This window comes from Butyrivibrio sp. AE3004 (genome assembly GCF_000703165.1).
Lineage (GTDB): Bacteria > Bacillota > Clostridia > Lachnospirales > Lachnospiraceae > Butyrivibrio.
Genome location: NZ_JNLQ01000002.1, coordinates 1,718,600 through 1,737,105, shown reverse-complemented (window position 1 = coordinate 1,737,105; position 18,506 = coordinate 1,718,600). Strand labels below are relative to the sequence as shown.

The window sequence follows — 18,506 nt, the reverse complement described above, 5'->3', positions numbered from 1 at the left end:
AAAGTAAACTGTTATTACTTATTAAATGCACTTTTTTTAAGCGCATTACGCTACATTATAATCTAAGGAGCTTTAAAAATCAAATATGTAAATATCGATGCAAAAGCCCATAAAATGTGATAAACTCATTAAGAATGTGATGAAATGCAGATAAAAAACGCTTAGATTGGAAACTGATATCAATAATGTGGTTTCTGAAAATGAGAGTTTTATTTTATCGTTCACATTGTGTACGAGGCTGCAAAAAAGACATCAGAAAATTTTTAATCAGATATAAACTACCGTTTATAGAGGAGGCACATGAGCAATTTTGAAAAGAAATTTGGAAAATATGCAATAAAGAATTTAACAATAGTTCTTATTATCTGCTATATAATTGGCTACATCCTGAGATTTGCACCTGTGGGCTCGGGCATTCTTAATTATCTGACGCTTAATCCCTATGCTATTATACATGGCCAGGTTTGGAGACTTATTACCTGGATACTTATTCCGCCGACTGAAAGTAATTTGTTCTTTGTATTGATAATGCTATATTTTTATTATTCTATTGGCACGACAATGGAAAGAGTCTGGGGAGAGTATAAGTACAATATGTATATCTTTACAGGGCTCCTTTTGATGATCATAGCTTCTTTCCTGTCATATGCTTATGTTATGGTAAAGTACGGACAGACTTTCGGTAATGCTGAGATTTCTATGCTGATGCAGACTGTATCCTATGTATTCAGTACTTACTATATAAACATGTCAATACTTTTGGCCTTTGCTGCAACTTTTCCGGATAATGTCGTATTGTTTATGTTCATTATTCCCTTGAAGATGAAGTGGCTGGGGATTGTTTATGGTGTATGGCTTGCATTTGAAGCGGTTTCTGCAGCGATTAGCGGAAATATTTATCTTTTCTTTGCAATTTCTGCATCACTCCTGACTTTTGCAATCTTCTGGTTTTCAAACGGACGTCTTATGCATCTTCGTCCAAAGGAAGTTAAGAGGAGAAATGATTTTAAACGTTCGGTAAAGATGACACCTCCCGGAATTACCAGACATAAATGTGCGGTTTGCGGAAAATCTGAAATGGACAATCCAAATCTCGAGTTTCGCTTTTGCTCAAAATGTAACGGTAATTACGAATATTGCCAGGAGCATCTTTTTACACACACACATGTTAAATAAATAAATCCGGAGAGAAATTATATGTCTAATCTTGATAATAAAGAGCAGGAATTTGCAAAAAGACTCGGTGATCTTACAAAACATGCCAGAAGACAAGGTGGTACCGTCACAGAGGAAGAAATAAGGGATTGCTTTGAGGAACTTGAACTTAGCGATGCACAGTATGAACTTATTTACGATTATTTGAAAAAACATAATATAGGTATCGGAGAAGTGATAGATGCTTCTGCATATCTTACAAAAGAAGAAGCGGGGTACCTTGAAAATTATCTTGAAGAATTGGAATTGCTTGAAAAGGTTTCAGATGGTGAAAAGGAAGCTTTGATCATATCTGCCATGGCAGGAGAGACTGATGCACAAAAGAGACTGGTAGAACAGAGCCTTTTGATGGTAACTGATGTAGCAAAGCTTTATGCAGAGCAAGGTGTTCTTATAGAGGATTTGATTGGCGAAGGGAATATTGCGCTCATGAAAGCTGTTTCGAATCTTTCGTCTCTAGAAGATCATAAGGAGTGTGAAGCTTATCTTGCGCAGAGAGTTATGGATGCCATGGAAAGCCTTATAGAAGATGATGCTGCAGAAACTGCAAGAGCCCAGAAAGCGGTTGTACTTGTGCAGAAAGTGGCAGATAAAGCAAAAGAACTTGCGGATGAATTAAGAAGAAGCTGCACGGTTGAAGAACTTGCCGAAGAAACCGGGTGGGAAGTATCTAAAATACTTGAGGCTATTAAGGCTTGCGGTAACCAGATAGAAGATATAGATTATAAGCCTGAAAAAGAATGATCAAATATTTAAGAAACTCTAAAATGAGGGAAAGTTATAGTACACCACATCTGATATGATATTCTCAGAGCGAAACAAAAGGGGACAGACGCTTGTATAACATAGTTAACGAAGATGATTTCAAATACACGATGCAGGATGTATCAAGGTATTACCTTGGGGCTAGACTAAGCTACAAGGAAATCCTCGCTGACGAAATGGCACCCTTTAAGTTTAAGACTATTGTTGAACGCTATATTGCTAAGGATATAGACGCTAATACCACTTTGGAAAGTCACCTGTATCATCTGAGTGAAGAAGACTTTGAATGGCGAGTATATAAACAGCTAAAAGCAAAGATCAGAATTAGCCAGTTGAAAAAGGGCTCTGCAGATCATTATCGGGAAAAGGTTTACACGATTGAACAGCTGTCAGCAATTTCTCCAGAGGAAAAAGAGAGTCGGGGATTGATTGTCAGAGAGCTGATAATATCCAAGCTTGCCTTATTGGCTTTTTCTTTATAATAATCTGTTGCAACCCTGTTTTGTTAAAACAGGGTTGACTTTTTGCTTTCTAATGTGTAATATACAGAAGTCTTAATTCTGGCGTTTCGCCTATATTTCCATTTTATTATTATTTGTTGTAATTTTGGGACAGTTTTTATTGACATTAGCGAACATTTGTTTTATTATCAATTCAGAACGCTTGTTCTGAACAAAAAAGGAGAAGAACAGTATGGAAAGAGAAGATAAACAGAAAGCATTGGAAGCAGCACTCGGTCAGATTGAGAAGCAGTTTGGTAAGGGTGCCGTTATGAAATTGGGTGATCCGTCAGCACAGATGAGTGTTGAAACTACACCGACCGGCTCACTCAGTCTTGATATAGCACTTGGACTTGGTGGAATACCTAAGGGACGTATTGTTGAGATTTACGGACCTGAATCAAGTGGAAAAACTACAGTCACACTTCATATGATTGCAGAAGTACAGAAGAGAGGCGGTATTGCAGGCTTTATTGATGCGGAGCATGCTCTGGATCCTGTATACGCTAAAAATATAGGAGTAGATGTAGATAACCTTTATATTTCACAACCGGATTCAGGTGAGCAGGCACTTGAGATATGCGAGACAATGGTTCGTTCCGGTGCTATAGATATAGTCGTTGTTGACTCTGTTGCAGCTCTTGTTCCCAAGGCAGAAATTGATGGAGATATGGGAGATTCACATGTTGGACTTCAGGCAAGACTTATGTCTCAGGCCCTTCGTAAACTCACAGCTGTTATTAGTAAGTCAAATTGCACTGTAATCTTTATAAATCAGCTTCGTGAGAAGGTTGGAGTTATGTTTGGTAACCCCGAAACAACAACCGGTGGACGTGCGCTGAAGTTTTATTCTTCGGTTCGTATGGATGTCAGAAGAATAGAAACATTAAAGCAGGGCGGTGAATCAATCGGTAACAGAACAAGAGTTAAAATTGTAAAAAATAAGATTGCTCCACCTTTTAAAGAAGCAGAATTTGATATTATGTATGGCAAAGGAATCTCATATACAGGAGATGTACTGGATCTTGCAGCAGCTGTCGATATTGTTAATAAGAGTGGCGCATGGTATCAGTATGGAAGCGATAAGATAGGACAGGGCCGTGAGAATGCCAAAAATTATCTTAGCGAACATCCTGAAATTCTTGAAGAGATTGCTGCAAAGGTTAGAGCACATTACGGACTTGATGGAGACAGCAGCGAAAACGCCGAAGAAACACCTGTTACCGGCAAAAAAGCAAAGGCATCAAAAAATGAAGAGGCTTAATGTATATGATTGTTTCGAATATTATACCGTTGGATAATAAAAGATCAAAAATTTTTATTGACGGTGAATTCGCTTTTATCCTATACAGAGGTGAAATTAAAAATTTTAAATTATGTACGGGCGAAGAGATTTCTTCGCCTGTTTTTGATGAAATATGTAATATTGTTATTCCTAAAAGAGCTAAGATACGAGCTATGAATTTATTACAGAAACGTGATTATACTGAGTACAAGCTTAGAGAGAAATTAAAGGAAGGGTTTTATCCCGAGCCTATAATTGATGATACCATAGAGTATTTGAAATCATACAGATATATTGATGATGAACGTTTTGCAGAGGACTATACAAGATATCATATGGAATCAAGGAGTAGAAACAGAATTCGTCAGGATCTTATGCAAAAAGGAATAAGAACGGATATAATAGACAGAATTATAGAAAACGCTTATCGGGAGGAAAAAAATAACCCGGAACTGGATATATGTGTAAGTCTGCTTCGTAAGAAACATTATGATCCTGATACGATCACATATGAGGAAAAGCAAAAACTGATGGCTTTTTTATACAGAAAAGGCTTCGGAAATGAAGTCATTACAAAAGCGTTATCTCTTGACACAAGCGGCATCTGAGCGTAAACTTAATATGTTGTTATATTGTATGAAATATAGATTGTTAAAATCATTTTATACAAAATATCGTACAATGAAAATTGAATAAGGAGGTGCTCCTGTATGCCTACAATTATTGTAGCAGTAGCAACTCTTGTCGTTTCAGTAGCAGTAACCGCTTTTGTTATGAATTCGCGTCAAAAGAAAATTGACGCTGAGAATGAAAGTAAAATCGGTAGCGCTGAAGAAAGGGCAAGAAAAATCATCGACGATGCTGTAAGAGCTGCCGATGAATCGAAGCGCGAAAAACTCCTCGAGATTAAAGAAGAATCACTTAAAGCAAGAAATGAACTTGAAAAAGAAGTGAGGGATAGGAGAGCAGAGGTTCAACGTTCAGAACGTAGAGTTCAGCAGAAAGAAGAGAATGTCGAAAAGAGATCAGAAGCAATTGAGAAGAAAGAAGCCGGTTTAAATGCACGGGAAGATGCATTAAACAAAAAGACGCAAGAGGTTGCGAAGCTTGATGAGCAGAGAAGACAGGAACTTGAGAAAATCTCAGGCTTAACCTCCGAGCAAGCAAAAGAGTATCTTTTGAAAATTGTTGAAGATGACGTAAAGCATGAATCCGCAGTCATGATTAAAAACATGGAAGCGGAAGCTAAGGAAGAAGCAGATAAACGTGCTAAGGAAATTGTAGTCAACGCTATTCAGAGATGTGCTGCAGACCATGTTTCAGAAACTACTATTTCAGTAGTTCAGCTTCCTAATGATGAAATGAAGGGACGAATAATCGGACGTGAGGGTAGAAACATCAGAACTCTTGAAACAATGACAGGTGTTGATCTTATTATTGACGATACACCGGAGGCAGTTGTTATTTCAGGTTTTGATCCCATCAGAAGAGAAGTTGCCCGTATCGCACTTGAGAAGCTGATTGTGGATGGACGTATTCATCCGGCCAGAATTGAAGAAATGGTTGAGAAAGCACAAAAAGAAGTTGCTAATAAGATTAAGGAAGAAGGAGAGAATGCTGCACTTGAAGCTGGTGTTCACGGACTTCATCCCGAAATCATCAAACTTCTTGGCCGTATGCGTTTCCGTACAAGTTATGGTCAGAATGCACTTAAGCATTCTGTTGAAGTATCACAGCTTTGTGGACTTATGGCTTCAGAGCTTGAACTTGATGTTCGTATAGCTAAGAGAGCCGGTCTTTTACATGATATCGGTAAAGCCGTTGATCATGAAATGGAAGGATCACATATTTCTCTTGGCGTTGATATTTGTAAGAAGTACAAAGAATCTGCAACCGTCATCAATGCAGTTGAGGCACATCATGGTGATGTAGAACCTCAGTCACTGATAGCTGTTATAGTTCAGGCCGCTGATACAATTTCAGCTGCAAGGCCGGGTGCAAGAAGAGAAACTCTTGAGACCTATACCAGCCGACTGAAAGAACTCGAGGAGATAACCAACAGCTTTAAAGGGGTTGATCATTCCTTTGCTATTCAGGCCGGAAGAGAAGTCAGGGTAATGGTTGTTCCTGAACAGGTAAGTGATTCCGATATGGTATTAATGGCTAGAGATATTGCTAAGAAGATAGAGAACGAGATGGAATATCCCGGACAGATTAAAGTTAATATCATTCGTGAAAGCAGAGCAACTGATTATGCAAAATAATTTGCAGCGAAGATGAATATAAGACCGATGTGTGATTGCACATCGGTCTTTTCACGTTAAAATGTTTGTTTTCAATGTGTAATTGACTATTAAGTTGCAAACCATCAGCTTATCTGCAATAATCAAATAAAAATATTCTTTTTTTTAGAATAGGAGGGTATGTTGTTATGCAGGAATCTGGTGAAGACTATATTGAAACTATATATTTGCTAAAAAAGAAAAATGGATTTGTCCGTTCTATAGATGTGGCTAATGAACTTGGATTTTCAAGACCAAGTGTATCCAGGGCCGTAGGTATATTAAAAGAAAATGGTTTTTTAAATGTATCAGATTATGGTGAGCTTGAACTAACAGATGAAGGCAAGAAAAAGGCCAAAAGTATTTATGAGAAACATACGAATCTGACAAAATTTCTTATGCTTACCGCAAAGGTTAATGAAGAAATTGCAGAAAATGACGCTTGTAGGATAGAACACATTATTAGTCCTGAAACCTTCAGAGGAATAAAGCGATATTTAAAAGAGCATAAAGATGAGCTTTGATATTATTTTTAAAAATAGAATAAATGCTATTCTCGGAACAGAATTTGATACGTTTCTTGAAGCATTGGAAAATAAAAGAACAGGCGCTGTAAGGGTTAATCCTTTAAAGGGCAGTTTTGAAGATATTGAATGTGCACTGGATGTTCAATTTGATGAAAATGTCCTGTGGGAGCCTTTGGGACATGTATATACAGATGGTTCGCCGGGGAAACATTCACTTCATGAAGCGGGTGCTTATTACATACAGGAGCCAAGTGCCATGTCACCCGTGCATTATCTTGATCCAAAGCCCGGAGAAAAAATATTGGATCTTTGTGCAGCTCCGGGTGGGAAAAGCACTCAGATTGCTACCAAAATGGATAATCAAGGGATTTTGGTATCCAATGAGATTGATAAAAAAAGAGCACAGATACTATCGCTTAATATTGAGCGTTTAGGCATAAAAAACACTCTTGTGACTAATATGAGACCTCAGCAGTTATCTGAATTTTTTGAGGGGTACTTTGATAAAATCCTTGTAGATGCACCATGTTCCGGTGAAGGTATGTTTAGAAAAAATGATGAAGCTATAGAAAACTGGAGCATGGAAAATGTCATTACATGTGCAAAAAGGCAGACTGATATTTTAAAAGAGGCCGTAAAAATGCTTGCGCCGGGTGGTAAACTTGTTTATTCAACATGTACTTTTGCGCCGGAAGAGGATGAACTTCAAGTTGCAAAGCTCCTTTCTTGGGGATTAAAGCCTGTTGAAATAAAAATTTATGAAGGCATGATTCATGGTGACATTTCAAATGTTTCAAAAGTTCTTGCTTTGCCGGATAAGAAAGATACCGAAGAAGGATTTTTTCAAACTATTCCTGAGTGTAATGACGAAGATGTTTCTAAATGTACTGCAAGGTTATGGCCACATAGGATAAAAGGGGAAGGACACTTCTTAGCAGTGCTTACAAAAGACGGAGATATTAGTCTAAATAAAGGTCTGTACTGTATTAACGGCAGAATTAAAGCAGCTAAAGAAAGTGATATAGTACCGTTTATAGATTTTTCCAAAGAATTTTTAAAAAATGTAACTGTTTTAACTGAAGATTCCGGTATGAAAAATGGTAGGAATACGGATAAGAAAACAGGAAAAGGAAAAAAAATCGGTAAAGGTACTAAGGGAATATGCAGGATTGACGGCGATTTATGTGGCACGCCATTTTTATTCGGAGATCAGTTATATTTAGCTCCTGAAGGAATGCCGGGAATAAATGGGCTTACAATCATGAGGCCCGGATTGCATCTTGGAACAATCAAGAATGGAAGATTTGAACCTTCTCATTCATTAGCACTTGCTTTAAACCCCCAAAATGTAGTATTAACATATGAGTTAAATAAGCAGCTCTTAAAACATGATGACAATAAAGCGATGGAATTTATTGGCGGAATGAGCTTTAGGGAGCAGGGGCTTGATAACGGGTGGTATCTGATTACTACTTATGGATATAGTCTTGGCTGGGCGAAATATGCAGGTGGTATTTTGAAAAATCATTATCCGAAAGGACTAAGAATTTATATATGATTAAGTTACTTAAATATTTAAAAAGTTATTCTTTAGAAGCGGTCTTGGGACCGCTTTTCAAATTGCTTGAAGCTACTTTTGAGCTGATTGTTCCTTTAGTTGTTGCTGCCATTATTGATAAAGGAATATCAGCAGGTGATAAGCCATATGTTGTAAGAATGAGTCTTGTACTTATTCTTTTAGCTGTAATTGGATATGCCTGTGCTGTGACAGCTCAGTTTTTTGCTGCTAAGGCGGCATCTTTTTTTGCTGCTGCAATCAAAAAAGATCTGTTTAAAAACATACAGGGTTTTTCATATGCGCAGATTGATAACATGGGAACAACAACACTTATTACAAGGATGACCAGTGATGTTAATCAGGTTCAACAAGGAGTAAATCTTACCTTGAGACTTCTTCTGCGTTCTCCTTTTGTTGTTTTTGGAGCGATGATAATGGCGTTTTCCATTGATTTTAATCAGGCGCTTATTTTTTTGTTTACAATTATTGTTTTATCTGTTGTTGTATTTGGAATTATGCTTTGGGGAATTCCAAGGTACAAAAAAATACAGGAACTCCTTGATAAGGTTTTAGGACTGACAAGAGAAAATCTATCAGGTGTTCGTGTTATAAGGGCATTTGATTTAGAAAAAAAAGAGGCCGGAGTATTTAAGGAAAGAAATGAAGTTCTGACAAAGCTTCAGGAATATGTTGGCAGAATTTCAGCTCTTATGAACCCAATAACATATGTAATACTTAATCTGGCAATTATTATCCTTTTAAAGACAAGTGCAGATAAAGTATATGTCGGAGTGCTGACGACAGGTGCGGTAGTTGCACTTTATAATTATATGTCTCAGATTCTCGTTGAGTTGGTTAAACTGGCCTCGCTTATTATTACAGTTACAAAATCATTTGCATGTGGAAACAGGGTACAATCCATGCTTGAAGTAGAAGGCTCAATGCAAGATGGTACCTATGATGCTCATAAAGCTGATTGCGGTGAGGATGATGCTGTTATTACTTTTGATAATGTAAGCATGCGCTATCAGGGCGATAGTGAAGACTCTCTTAAAGACGTGACATTTTCAGCACGTAAAGGTGAGTCTATAGGTATTATTGGAGGTACCGGCTCCGGTAAAACAACACTTATTAATCTTATTCCAAGATTTTATGATGTTACCGGTGGAAAAATAAAATATAAAGGTAAAGATATCAGGGAATATACTATGGAGTCGCTTCGAGATGTCATCGGTATAGTTCCTCAAAAGGCTGTCCTTTTTAAAGGCTCAATAAGAGATAACCTTAAATGGGGGAATGCTGCCGCAAGTGATGATGAGATGTGGGAGGCTGTAAAAACTGCCCAGGCGCTGGAAGTAGTAAATGAAAAGAAGGGCAAGCTTTCAGCTGAGATAACTCAGGCCGGAAGAAACCTTTCAGGTGGACAGAAGCAACGTTTGACAATTGCCAGAGCGCTTGTTAAAAAGCCTGAAATACTTATACTTGATGACAGTTCATCTGCTCTTGATAATATGACAGACAAAAATTTAAGAAAGGCTATTTCAGAGCTTTCTTATAAGCCTGTTACATTTATCGTTTCTCAAAGAGCTGCTTCTGTGAGATTCTGTGACAAAATAATTGTTCTTGATGATGGAATTGTAGATGGGATAGGTACACATGAACAGCTTCTTGAAAAGAGTGAGACTTACAGAGAAATATATGAGTCTCAATTTGGAAAGAAGGCAGTAAATGAGTGAACTTAAAAGAGTATTAAAGTATGCTGCTTCTTATAGGATTCTTATATTTTTTTCTATTACATTTGCAGTGATATCCGCACTTCTTGCATTGTATGCACCGATAATAGCCGGTAATATTGTCGATTGTATTAAAACTGAAGGGAACGTTGATTTTGCAACGATAAAGGAGTTGCTTATCAGATTCGGAATAGTAGTTCTTATAGCAGCACTTTGTCAGTGGTTTATGTATGGCGTAAATAATAAAATAACCTATGGAGTTGTTCGTGACGTAAGAAATGATGCTTTTGACAAGCTTCAGATTTTACCGTTTGAGTATCTTGATAAACATCCACAGGGAGAAATTGTAAGTAAGATTATTGCAGATGTTGATCAGTTTGCTGATGGACTTTTAATGGGATTTACACAGTTATTTACAGGTATAGTGACTATTCTTGGGACACTTGTGTTTATGTTCTATCTGCAGTGGCGGATTGCTGCTATGGTTGTACTTCTTACACCCATCTCGCTTTTCGTGGCAAGATTTATTGCAAGCAGATCTTATTCGCTTTTCAGGGATCAGTCAAAAGCAAGAGCCGATCAGACAGCTCTTATTGATGAAATGATTGGTAATCTGAAGGTTGTTAAAGCCTTTGGACACGAGGATGAAAACCAGATAGTATTTGATGAAATTAATGAAGAACTTGCTACAACCAGTCTTAAGGCAACCTTCTTTTCATCTCTTGCTAATCCAAGTACCAGAGTTGTAAATAATACAGTATATGCTTTTGTAGCTCTCTTTGGTGCTTTTGAGTGCATAAATGGACTGATGAGTGTTGGTGAGCTTACAATTTTCCTGAGCTATGCTATACAATATACTAAACCATTTAATGAAATATCAAGTGTTATAACAGAGCTTCAGAATGCGCTTGCGTGTGCAAGAAGAGTATTTGAACTTATTGATGTAAAACCTCAGATTCCTGATGCTGATCCTGCAGAAGAACTTAAGGAAGTTAAGGGCAATATTGAAATAAAAGATGTGAATTTTTCTTACGATAAGGAAAGAGAACTGATAAAAGATCTGACGCTATCTGTTAAAGAAGGCCAAAGAGTTGCAATTGTGGGACCAACAGGAAGTGGTAAGACTACGATCATAAATCTTTTGATGAGATTTTATGATGTTGATAAAGGAAGTATCCGTACAGAAGGTATAAACATAAAGAATCTGAAAAGAGCAGATCTTAGAGGAAACTTTGGAATGGTTCTGCAAGAAACCTGGTTACGCACGGGAACCATTAAGGATAATATAACTCTTGGAAGAAACGGATTTACTGATGAAGAGATAATAGATGCCGCTAGAAAATCACATGCGCACAGCTTTATAAAAAAGCTTCCGCAAGGCTATGATACTGTAATAGGTGAGGATGGAGGTATGTTATCGCAGGGCCAAAAACAGCTTCTTTGTATTACAAGAATTATGCTTCAGGTACCTCCGATGCTTATTCTGGATGAGGCAACAAGTTCTATAGATACCAGAACGGAAATGAGAATTCAAAGAGCCTTTAAGAGGATGATGGAAGGACGAACCAGCTTTATTGTAGCGCATAGATTATCAACTATTAAAGAAGCTGACAGGATTCTTGTAATGAAGGATGGACATATTATAGAACAGGGTAACCACGAAACTCTTCTTGCAGCAGGAGGATTTTATTCAAAGCTTTATCAAAGTCAATTTGAAAATTGATCAAATAAGAAGTATGAGGATTTATGAGTAAAAAAGAAATACTTACTTTTAAAGAAAAGGTTGAGCACGATATTATCAAAAAATTCAGAAAGGAAATCTGGTGTAAATTTACCAAGGCAATTAACGAGTATAATCTCATAGTTGATGGGGATGTAATAGCTGTATGTATCTCCGGAGGAAAAGACTCTATGCTTATGGCAAAGCTCTTTCAGGAGTTGGCAAGACATGGCAAGCACAATTTTGAAGTGAAATTTCTTGTTATGAACCCTGGGTACAACGATGAAAACTATAAAAATATTTTGCATAATGCGGATATTCTTGGCGTTCCCATCACAACCTTTGAATCTCAGATTTTTAATATTACGGATACTATTGAGGGATCACCATGTTATCCGTGTGCCAGGATGAGAAGAGGTGCTTTGTATTCAAAGGCACAGGAACTTGGCTGTAATAAGATTGCACTGGGACATCATTTTGATGATGTTATTGAAACTATCCTGATGGGAATGCTATATGGTGCCCAGATGCAGACTATGATGCCGAAGCTTCACAGCACTAATTTTCCGGGGATGGAACTTATAAGACCAATGTATCTTATAAGAGAGGAAGATATAATTAAGTGGCGTGATTATGAAGGATTAAAATTCATTGCATGTGCATGCAGACTGACCGAAGCGCTTGCTATAGAGGAACAACCCTCTCTTACCAGTAAACGTGCTGAGGTTAAGACCCTGATAAAAGAGATGAAGAAAACGAATCCCTATGTGGAATCAAATATTTTCAGAAGTCCTGAGAATGTTTCTCTTGCAACTGTAGTATGTTATAAGGATAAAGACGGTAAACGTCATAGCTTCCTTGATGAGTATTGATGTTTTTTATACTTTTTTTCTTGTTGGATTGACGATAAAGTGTTAAAATTATTTTCGTTCTGTGTTAAAAAGAGGGAATATATTTAATTGAACAGAATAATAAACAAAAAAAGAGGAATCGTATGGAAAAAGTAAAAGGAAGACTTAGGGGGATAATTTTTGCAGCAATGATGGCTTTAGCTTTAACAGCTATTTCCAAAATTGAGGTAAAGGCAGCAACAGCAATTGATGTTAACCGTATTTACAATGTAACAATTGATGGTAATAAGCATGAGTACACATTTACAACGCCAAAAGATAGTATTACACAGGTAGAGGCAGTGCTTATAAACGAAACTTCAAATTATGATGATGTAGAAGTAAAACTTCTTGTTGATTATCGTCAATATTGGTATGGCTTTTTGTTTCCGAACAATGGAAAACAGTATTCTGATAAGCTTGTTTTTAAGCCAGGTCAGGAAGCTACGATTTCTTTGGAAGGGGGCTACAAGGATAAGCAATATACTGTAGCATTCAGGGTTATCGGCACTGAAACCGCTAACATAGAAAAAGAAAATAATAATTCCGCATCGACAGCTAATGTTATCGGTCTTAAAAATACCTATACAGGTATACTTAATCTGGCGGATGATGATGTAGACTGGTTTGTTTTTAAAGCACCAAAGACAGGTAAATACAAATTTGAAGTTGTTAATACCGAAACAGATAACTGGTGTACTTTTACTGCTGCCGGATATAAAACGAAGAATAAAGAAGACAGTAAGAATTATCAACTTATTTCATCAGGTGACGGTTGGAAAAAAACAACAAAGATCAAGCTTAAGAAGGGTAAGAAGTACTACATCAAATTAAGTGGTTCAAGTCTTAAAACTTGCCCTTACCAGATTCGTGTAAAAAAGGTAAAATAAATTCATAAAATGAGTTAAAATAAGAACAGTAATTTTACTGTTCTTATTTTGATTATTAGAATACAAAACACAGGAGAGGTTTATGAAGAAGAGACCAATATATGTAATTGGACATAAAAACCCCGATACCGATTCTATATGCGCAGCTATTTGCTATGCAAATCTTAAGAACAAGATTGCCGGCGAAGAGGCTTATGAAGCAAGAAGATGCGGACATATAAATGAGGAAACACAGTTTGTTTTAAACCGTTTTGGAATACAGGCCCCGGGATATACCAAGGATGTCAGAACGCAGGTTTGTGATATGGAGATAAGAGATCTGTATGCTGACGATGATCATATATCTCTAAAGCGCGCATGGGAGAGAATGAAAGACGAAAATGTTGTTACTCTTTGCGTCACAAATAATGGGAAACTTACCGGCCTTATAACGACCAATGATATCATGGAGACATGTATGGATGTTCATGATGCAACCATACTTTCCGAGACAAAAACATATTATGGCAATATAGTGGATACACTTGATGGAGCGATGCTTGTCGGAGACATGTCAGAGCAGATTACATCCGGCAAAGTCCTTATAGCAACAGCATCACCTGAAATAATGGAAGAGGTCATCAAACCCGGCGATATTGTTATTTGCGGTAACAGATATGAGACACAGCTAGTTGCTATAGAGAATCAGGCTGCCTGTATTGTTGTGTGTATTGATGCAAAGGTGACAAACACGATCAAAAAACTTGCTGAGGAGAGAGGCTGCAGGATAATAACAACACCTTATGATACCTTTACTGTGGCAAGACTTATTAATGAGAGCGCACCGGTCGGTTCAATAATGAAACGTGAAAAGCTTATAACATTTCACACTGAGGATTTTATAGAAGATATACAGCAGACCATGGCACAGGTAAGACACAGGTATTTTCCTGTTCTGGATGAGGATGACAATTATGTGGGCATGATTTCACGTCGTAATTTGCTGGGTGCAATGAAAAAGAAGCTTATTCTTGTTGATCACAATGAGAAGAGCCAGACTGTTGACGGAGCTGATTCAGCAGAAATTCTTGAAATTATTGACCATCATAGACTTGGCTCATCCATTGAAACCGCTAATCCGGTATTTTTCAGAAATCAGCCGCTTGGATCTTCGTGTACTATTATTTATTCGATATACAAGGAAATGGGCGTAGAGGTAGATAAAACAACAGCATCATTGATGCTTTCCGCTATCATTTCGGATACTTTAATGTACAGGTCACCTACATGCACCGAGATTGATAAGAAAGCAGGTAATGAACTTGCCAAGATCGCTGAAATTGATGTCGAGGAATTTGCAAGAGAGATGTTCCGTGCAGGTTCAAATATGGGAAGTAAAACACCAAGACAAATAGTTCATCAGGATTTTAAGAAGTTCACTGTAGAAGATAAGACGATAGGTATCGGGCAGGTGAATTCCATGAGTGCTGAAGAGCTTGCAGAGATAAAAGAAAGGGTATTGCCTGAGCTTAAAGATATGTTGGTAAGTGATGGCCTGGACATGATCTTCTTTATGATGACAAATATTCTTTCCGAATCTTCAATTGTAGCGTTCGAAGGTAATAAAGCTGAAAGCATTATAGATGCAGGCTTTCATGTAGCTGCGGGAAGCGATAATATTGCACTTCTAAAAGGTGTCGTTTCCAGAAAAAAGCAGCTTCTTCCTACGATAGTTGAAGCATTACAACAGTGATGAACTAAAGGTCATCATGTTAAAAATCAAAAAATATGGTATAATACCCTCAGTAACTGTTTTTTGTTATTGAGGGTTTTCTTATGAGGCATAAGATTATGGGGGTAAAACTTAGAATTACAGCTATTGTTTTAATAGCTATTCTTTTTGTGAGCTTTTCCGGTTCCGGAGCATTTATTTCCAAAGCTGAAAATAATGAAAATGATTATTTGCCTACTACTCAGATTATATACAGAGTAAATCCCTTATATGCGGATGTGGTTGATGTTTCCGATCTGTATCATGGCAAGGAAACACAGGTATCTATAAAGTCTTTACTTGCTGATAATAACAAAGCAACCTCTACTGATGAAATAATAACCGCAATAAGAGAAGGGTTAAAACGACAGGATAAAAATATTATCGTTAATTTTTCCCTGGACGGAACGGGATATGACGGATCTTCATTGATTACATTGCAGGATAATGCATTTGATATCGCTATGGAACACACCGGAAAAGGTGACGAAGGCGATTACTTAAAATGGGGCTATAGCGGCATGGGTATGCAGGTAGCCTATGACAAGAAGGATGGTAAAACAATCGGGACATTCACTTATTTTATGACTTATTATACAACCCCGGAACAGGAACAGTCGGTAAATGCCAAGGTAAAGCAAATATCCTCCAGTCTTGGACTTGCTCAGAAGAATGAATATGAAAAAATATTGGCTGTGTATGAATATATGTGTAAAAACGTCAAATATGATTATGGATCTTCGATGTTAAAATACACCTGCTATTCAGCTGCAATAAATAATTCTGCAGTTTGCCAGGGATACGCGTTGCTTATTTACAGACTTTTAAATGACTCGGGTGTAAGCTGCAGACTTATTGCCGGAGATACAAAAAGTGGCGGTCATGGATGGAATATAGTGAGGGTTGGAAGCTATTATTACAATATTGATGCTACCTGGGATGCCGGAAAAGTATCGGAAAAATATTCATATTTTATGAAGTGTGATAATGAGTTTGATGATCATAAGCGATGGACACAATATGCAAGCAGCAGCTTTTATTCGGCTTATCCCATGAGTTCAACCAGCTATAATACTGGAAAAGTTGGTTCGTACATTCCGATAAAATCGTTAGCGATAAATAAGGATAAACTGACAATAAAAGCAGGAGAAAGCTCCAGCCTGAATGCAAAGGTTGTTCCGGCAAAAGCAGAATCTACTTTGGTCTGGAAAAGTAGTAACAGTTCGGTCGCAACTGTTAGCTCAAACGGCAAAGTGAAAGGAATAGCTGCAGGAACCTGTCAAATTACAGTTTCCTCTCAGGACAGTAAATTTAAATCTACATGCTATGTGACCGTTACTGGAAAGTCAGCTGAGGTAAAATCATTAAAGCTTAATAAAAAGAAAATAAAATTGGAAAAAGGAAAGAAATTTCAACTTAAGGTTACTATAAGTCCTGATACAGCTGAAAATACTGAACTTGTATGGAAGAGCAGTAATGGTAAGATTGCTAAGATTACGAAAAAGGGCGTTGTGAAAGCAAAAGGAAAAGGAAAATGCAAGATTACTGTTATGACGAAGGATGGTAAGAAGAAAGCAACTTGTACAGTTACGGTTAAATAAGAGATATATAAAATAAAAACAAAGCGGATATTCACAAATGTAAATATCCGCTTTGCTTTTATGAAGTAGGGACCTAAAATTCTGTATTTTTTATCAGCTTACAAAAAACTTGTCAGCGATAGTCTCCATATACATGTCACGTTGTTCTGTAGGAACATCGTATTCATCCATTGCCTTAGATACTGACCAATGATTGTTCCCGATGGAACGAAGCATATGTCTGATTAATGTATAATCAATGATATTATCATTCTGTAAATCAGTAGTGCAATCATTCGCAAAAGTAGTAGTCATAATAACCCCCAATAAACTAAAAAAACCAATAAACTAGGTTTATCATATACATTTTGTTGAGAAAATCTCTCCTCAACTACTATATATTGTATTATATTTTTGAATTAATGCAACAGATTTCTTTCGAAAAAATGAATATTATTTTTATGTTTTTTTAACCGTTTATACATAGTCCAAAACTTGTTAATTAAATGTAATTTTGATACAATTATTATCGGAATTGTGTGGTTCTGTATTATATGTGAGGCAAGTATGCAAAAGACATATATTGTGGAGCGAGACGGGTATCACATTTCTGGGGAAATCTATTTGCCGGATGATTCTAAAGGGAGATATCCCATAGTAATTATGGCACATGGCTTTGGGGGAAGCCGGGAAGGAACAAGACCATATGCTGAAATGCTGGTAAGGGAAGGACTTGGCTGCTACATTTTTGACTTTTGCGGCGGAGGTCTTTCTTCTAAAAGTGATGGTAAGATGACCGAAATGTCTGTTCTTACGGAAAGTGAAGACATAGAAGCTGTTGTGGAGAACATCAGGAAGGCTCCGTTTGCTGACAGAAAAAATATCTTTCTGATGGGGGAGAGCCAGGGTGGTGTTGCATCTACTATAGCAGCAGCGCAAACTCCGAAAGAAATAAGAGCAATGGTACTTCTTTATCCGGCATATACTCTTTTTGATGATGCGAAAAGACGCTATCCTGAACGAGAAATGATAGAAGATACGTCAACTGTATTTGGACTTCCTGTAGGAAGGAAATACTATGAAGATGCATTTTCTCTTGATATTGATGACTGTATGGGTAAATATCATGGCAATGTTCTGATTCTTCATGGGAATATTGATCAGGTGGTCCCGTTATCATATAGCATCAATGCACGAAAAAAATTTCCTGCGGCAAAAATTATTCAAATAACGGATGCGGGGCATGTTTTTTATGGTAAAGAGGTTGTTAAAGCAGGCAAAGAAATGATATCATTTATACATGAGAATATTGACTGAGAATTCAGTTAAAGGGGGATTACTATGAGCTGTTTTTTTGATGATACATTTAAGGATATTGATGTTGAAGAGCTTAGAAAAAGTGCTGAAAACGTACTTGAGTTTACACAGAACAGAGCAAAGAGTCTGCTTTCTGTAGTAGAGGACAAATTCAATAATCTTGAGAATAATAAAAAGAACATGATAATTCTTGGTGTTTCTGTTTTTGCAGGGGTGCTTATTATTGCAGGTGTTTTTTATCTTCTTGGAAAGCATGCAGCAAGAAAAGAATTTGATGAGTGCGATTTCGAGGAATGGGATGGCTAAAGAGGGATGTTTTTGCGAATTTTGTGACAATAATTTTTTTGTGCTTGAATATACACATTTGATGTGTTAACATATTTGAGTCGCTTATTTTTGGCGGTAAGCCGGTGTGTCGGAATGGCAGACGATGCAGACTCAAAATCTGTTGTCCTCACGGGCGTGTGGGTTCAAGTCCCACCACCGGCACTATT

The 18,506-nt window shown here is 37.2% G+C and carries 17 protein-coding genes and 1 tRNA gene; 17 read left to right on the top strand and 1 reads right to left on the bottom strand.

Annotated elements, in window-relative coordinates; translation table 11 throughout:
• Positions 1-300: 300 nt before the first annotated feature.
• The 14 genes from BV60_RS0110605 (at position 301) to BV60_RS21955 (ending at position 16,716) form a co-directional block, all read left to right on the top strand.
• The gene (locus BV60_RS0110605) at positions 301-1,176 is read left to right on the top strand and encodes a hypothetical protein (protein WP_029321618.1); all 876 of its coding nucleotides are present in this window, start codon (positions 301-303) and stop codon (positions 1,174-1,176) included.
• A 21-nt stretch (positions 1,177-1,197) separates the two neighbouring features.
• Positions 1,198-1,959, top strand: a complete 762-nt coding sequence (locus BV60_RS0110600; protein WP_029321616.1) for an RNA polymerase sigma factor region1.1 domain-containing protein — start codon at positions 1,198-1,200, stop codon at positions 1,957-1,959.
• A gap of 92 nt (positions 1,960-2,051) precedes the next feature.
• On the top strand, positions 2,052-2,462 hold the full coding sequence (locus BV60_RS0110595) for a hypothetical protein (RefSeq protein WP_029321614.1): 411 nt from the start codon (positions 2,052-2,054) through the stop codon (positions 2,460-2,462).
• A gap of 211 nt (positions 2,463-2,673) precedes the next feature.
• Complete coding sequence (gene recA, locus BV60_RS0110590; protein WP_029321612.1) at positions 2,674-3,744, top strand: recombinase RecA; 1,071 nt, start codon at positions 2,674-2,676, stop codon at positions 3,742-3,744.
• A 5-nt stretch (positions 3,745-3,749) separates the two neighbouring features.
• Entirely contained in the window at positions 3,750-4,373 is a 624-nt protein-coding gene (locus BV60_RS0110585) for a regulatory protein RecX (protein ID WP_029321610.1), read from the top strand.
• Between the two features lie 102 nt (positions 4,374-4,475).
• Positions 4,476-6,029: a ribonuclease Y gene (gene rny / locus BV60_RS0110580; RefSeq protein ID WP_029321608.1), complete on the top strand. Its 1,554-nt coding sequence runs from the start codon at positions 4,476-4,478 to the stop codon at positions 6,027-6,029.
• A gap of 167 nt (positions 6,030-6,196) precedes the next feature.
• A complete protein-coding gene (locus tag BV60_RS0110575; protein WP_029321606.1) occupies positions 6,197-6,571 on the top strand; it encodes a metal-dependent transcriptional regulator in 375 nt (124 codons plus the stop codon).
• Positions 6,561-8,132: an RsmB/NOP family class I SAM-dependent RNA methyltransferase gene (locus tag BV60_RS0110570; protein ID WP_029321604.1), complete on the top strand. Its 1,572-nt coding sequence runs from the start codon at positions 6,561-6,563 to the stop codon at positions 8,130-8,132. Before BV60_RS0110575 ends, BV60_RS0110570 begins: the two co-directional genes overlap by 11 nt.
• The gene (locus BV60_RS0110565; protein ID WP_029321602.1) at positions 8,129-9,868 is read left to right on the top strand and encodes an ABC transporter ATP-binding protein; all 1,740 of its coding nucleotides are present in this window, start codon (positions 8,129-8,131) and stop codon (positions 9,866-9,868) included. The genes BV60_RS0110570 and BV60_RS0110565 overlap by 4 nt, the downstream gene beginning before the upstream one ends.
• Positions 9,861-11,588, top strand: a complete 1,728-nt coding sequence (locus tag BV60_RS0110560) for an ABC transporter ATP-binding protein (RefSeq protein ID WP_029321600.1) — start codon at positions 9,861-9,863, stop codon at positions 11,586-11,588. Before BV60_RS0110565 ends, BV60_RS0110560 begins: the two co-directional genes overlap by 8 nt.
• 23 nt (positions 11,589-11,611) lie before the next feature.
• Positions 11,612-12,457 carry a tRNA lysidine(34) synthetase gene (locus BV60_RS0110555; RefSeq protein WP_029321598.1) on the top strand — a complete coding sequence of 282 codons (846 nt, stop codon included), beginning with the start codon at positions 11,612-11,614 and terminating at the stop codon, positions 12,455-12,457.
• Between the two features lie 122 nt (positions 12,458-12,579).
• Entirely contained in the window at positions 12,580-13,365 is a 786-nt protein-coding gene (locus tag BV60_RS0110550; protein WP_029321596.1) for a hypothetical protein, read from the top strand.
• An 82-nt stretch (positions 13,366-13,447) separates the two neighbouring features.
• Positions 13,448-15,097 (top strand): putative manganese-dependent inorganic diphosphatase, encoded by a 1,650-nt coding sequence (locus BV60_RS0110545; protein WP_029321594.1) that lies wholly within the window; start codon positions 13,448-13,450, stop codon positions 15,095-15,097.
• Between the two features lie 98 nt (positions 15,098-15,195).
• Positions 15,196-16,716 carry an Ig-like domain-containing protein gene (locus BV60_RS21955; protein ID WP_051656660.1) on the top strand — a complete coding sequence of 507 codons (1,521 nt, stop codon included), beginning with the start codon at positions 15,196-15,198 and terminating at the stop codon, positions 16,714-16,716.
• Between the two features lie 93 nt (positions 16,717-16,809).
• Here BV60_RS21955 and BV60_RS0110535 read toward each other — a convergent pair whose 3' ends face one another.
• Complete coding sequence (locus BV60_RS0110535; RefSeq protein ID WP_029321591.1) at positions 16,810-17,010, bottom strand: hypothetical protein; 201 nt, start codon at positions 17,008-17,010, stop codon at positions 16,810-16,812.
• A gap of 252 nt (positions 17,011-17,262) precedes the next feature.
• Between BV60_RS0110535 and BV60_RS0110530 the strand changes: the two genes are divergently transcribed.
• From BV60_RS0110530 to BV60_RS0110520, 3 genes are all read left to right on the top strand, one after another.
• Complete coding sequence (locus BV60_RS0110530) at positions 17,263-18,012, top strand: alpha/beta hydrolase (protein WP_051656659.1); 750 nt, start codon at positions 17,263-17,265, stop codon at positions 18,010-18,012.
• A gap of 24 nt (positions 18,013-18,036) precedes the next feature.
• On the top strand, positions 18,037-18,318 hold the full coding sequence (locus tag BV60_RS0110525) for a hypothetical protein (protein WP_029321588.1): 282 nt from the start codon (positions 18,037-18,039) through the stop codon (positions 18,316-18,318).
• Positions 18,319-18,418: 100 nt separating this feature from the next.
• Positions 18,419-18,501 (top strand) — tRNA-Leu (locus BV60_RS0110520).
• Positions 18,502-18,506: the final 5 nt, after the last annotated feature.

Excerpts from the sequence above, each read along its gene's own strand:
- BV60_RS0110605 (WP_029321618.1), top strand. The coding sequence starts at position 301 with ATGAGCAATTTTGAAAAGAAATTTGGAAAATATGCAATAAAGAATTTA.
- BV60_RS0110600 (WP_029321616.1), top strand. The coding sequence starts at position 1,198 with ATGTCTAATCTTGATAATAAAGAGCAGGAATTTGCAAAAAGACTCGGT.
- recA (WP_029321612.1), top strand. The coding sequence starts at position 2,674 with ATGGAAAGAGAAGATAAACAGAAAGCATTGGAAGCAGCACTCGGTCAG.
- BV60_RS0110585 (WP_029321610.1), top strand. The coding sequence starts at position 3,750 with ATGATTGTTTCGAATATTATACCGTTGGATAATAAAAGATCAAAAATT.
- rny (WP_029321608.1), top strand. The coding sequence starts at position 4,476 with ATGCCTACAATTATTGTAGCAGTAGCAACTCTTGTCGTTTCAGTAGCA.
- BV60_RS0110575 (WP_029321606.1), top strand. The coding sequence starts at position 6,197 with ATGCAGGAATCTGGTGAAGACTATATTGAAACTATATATTTGCTAAAA.
- BV60_RS0110570 (WP_029321604.1), top strand. The coding sequence starts at position 6,561 with ATGAGCTTTGATATTATTTTTAAAAATAGAATAAATGCTATTCTCGGA.
- BV60_RS0110565 (WP_029321602.1), top strand. The coding sequence starts at position 8,129 with ATGATTAAGTTACTTAAATATTTAAAAAGTTATTCTTTAGAAGCGGTC.
- BV60_RS0110560 (WP_029321600.1), top strand. The coding sequence starts at position 9,861 with ATGAGTGAACTTAAAAGAGTATTAAAGTATGCTGCTTCTTATAGGATT.
- BV60_RS0110555 (WP_029321598.1), top strand. The coding sequence starts at position 11,612 with ATGAGTAAAAAAGAAATACTTACTTTTAAAGAAAAGGTTGAGCACGAT.
- BV60_RS0110550 (WP_029321596.1), top strand. The coding sequence starts at position 12,580 with ATGGAAAAAGTAAAAGGAAGACTTAGGGGGATAATTTTTGCAGCAATG.
- BV60_RS0110545 (WP_029321594.1), top strand. The coding sequence starts at position 13,448 with ATGAAGAAGAGACCAATATATGTAATTGGACATAAAAACCCCGATACC.
- BV60_RS21955 (WP_051656660.1), top strand. The coding sequence starts at position 15,196 with ATGGGGGTAAAACTTAGAATTACAGCTATTGTTTTAATAGCTATTCTT.
- BV60_RS0110535 (WP_029321591.1), bottom strand. The coding sequence starts at position 17,010 with ATGACTACTACTTTTGCGAATGATTGCACTACTGATTTACAGAATGAT.
- BV60_RS0110530 (WP_051656659.1), top strand. The coding sequence starts at position 17,263 with ATGCAAAAGACATATATTGTGGAGCGAGACGGGTATCACATTTCTGGG.
- BV60_RS0110525 (WP_029321588.1), top strand. The coding sequence starts at position 18,037 with ATGAGCTGTTTTTTTGATGATACATTTAAGGATATTGATGTTGAAGAG.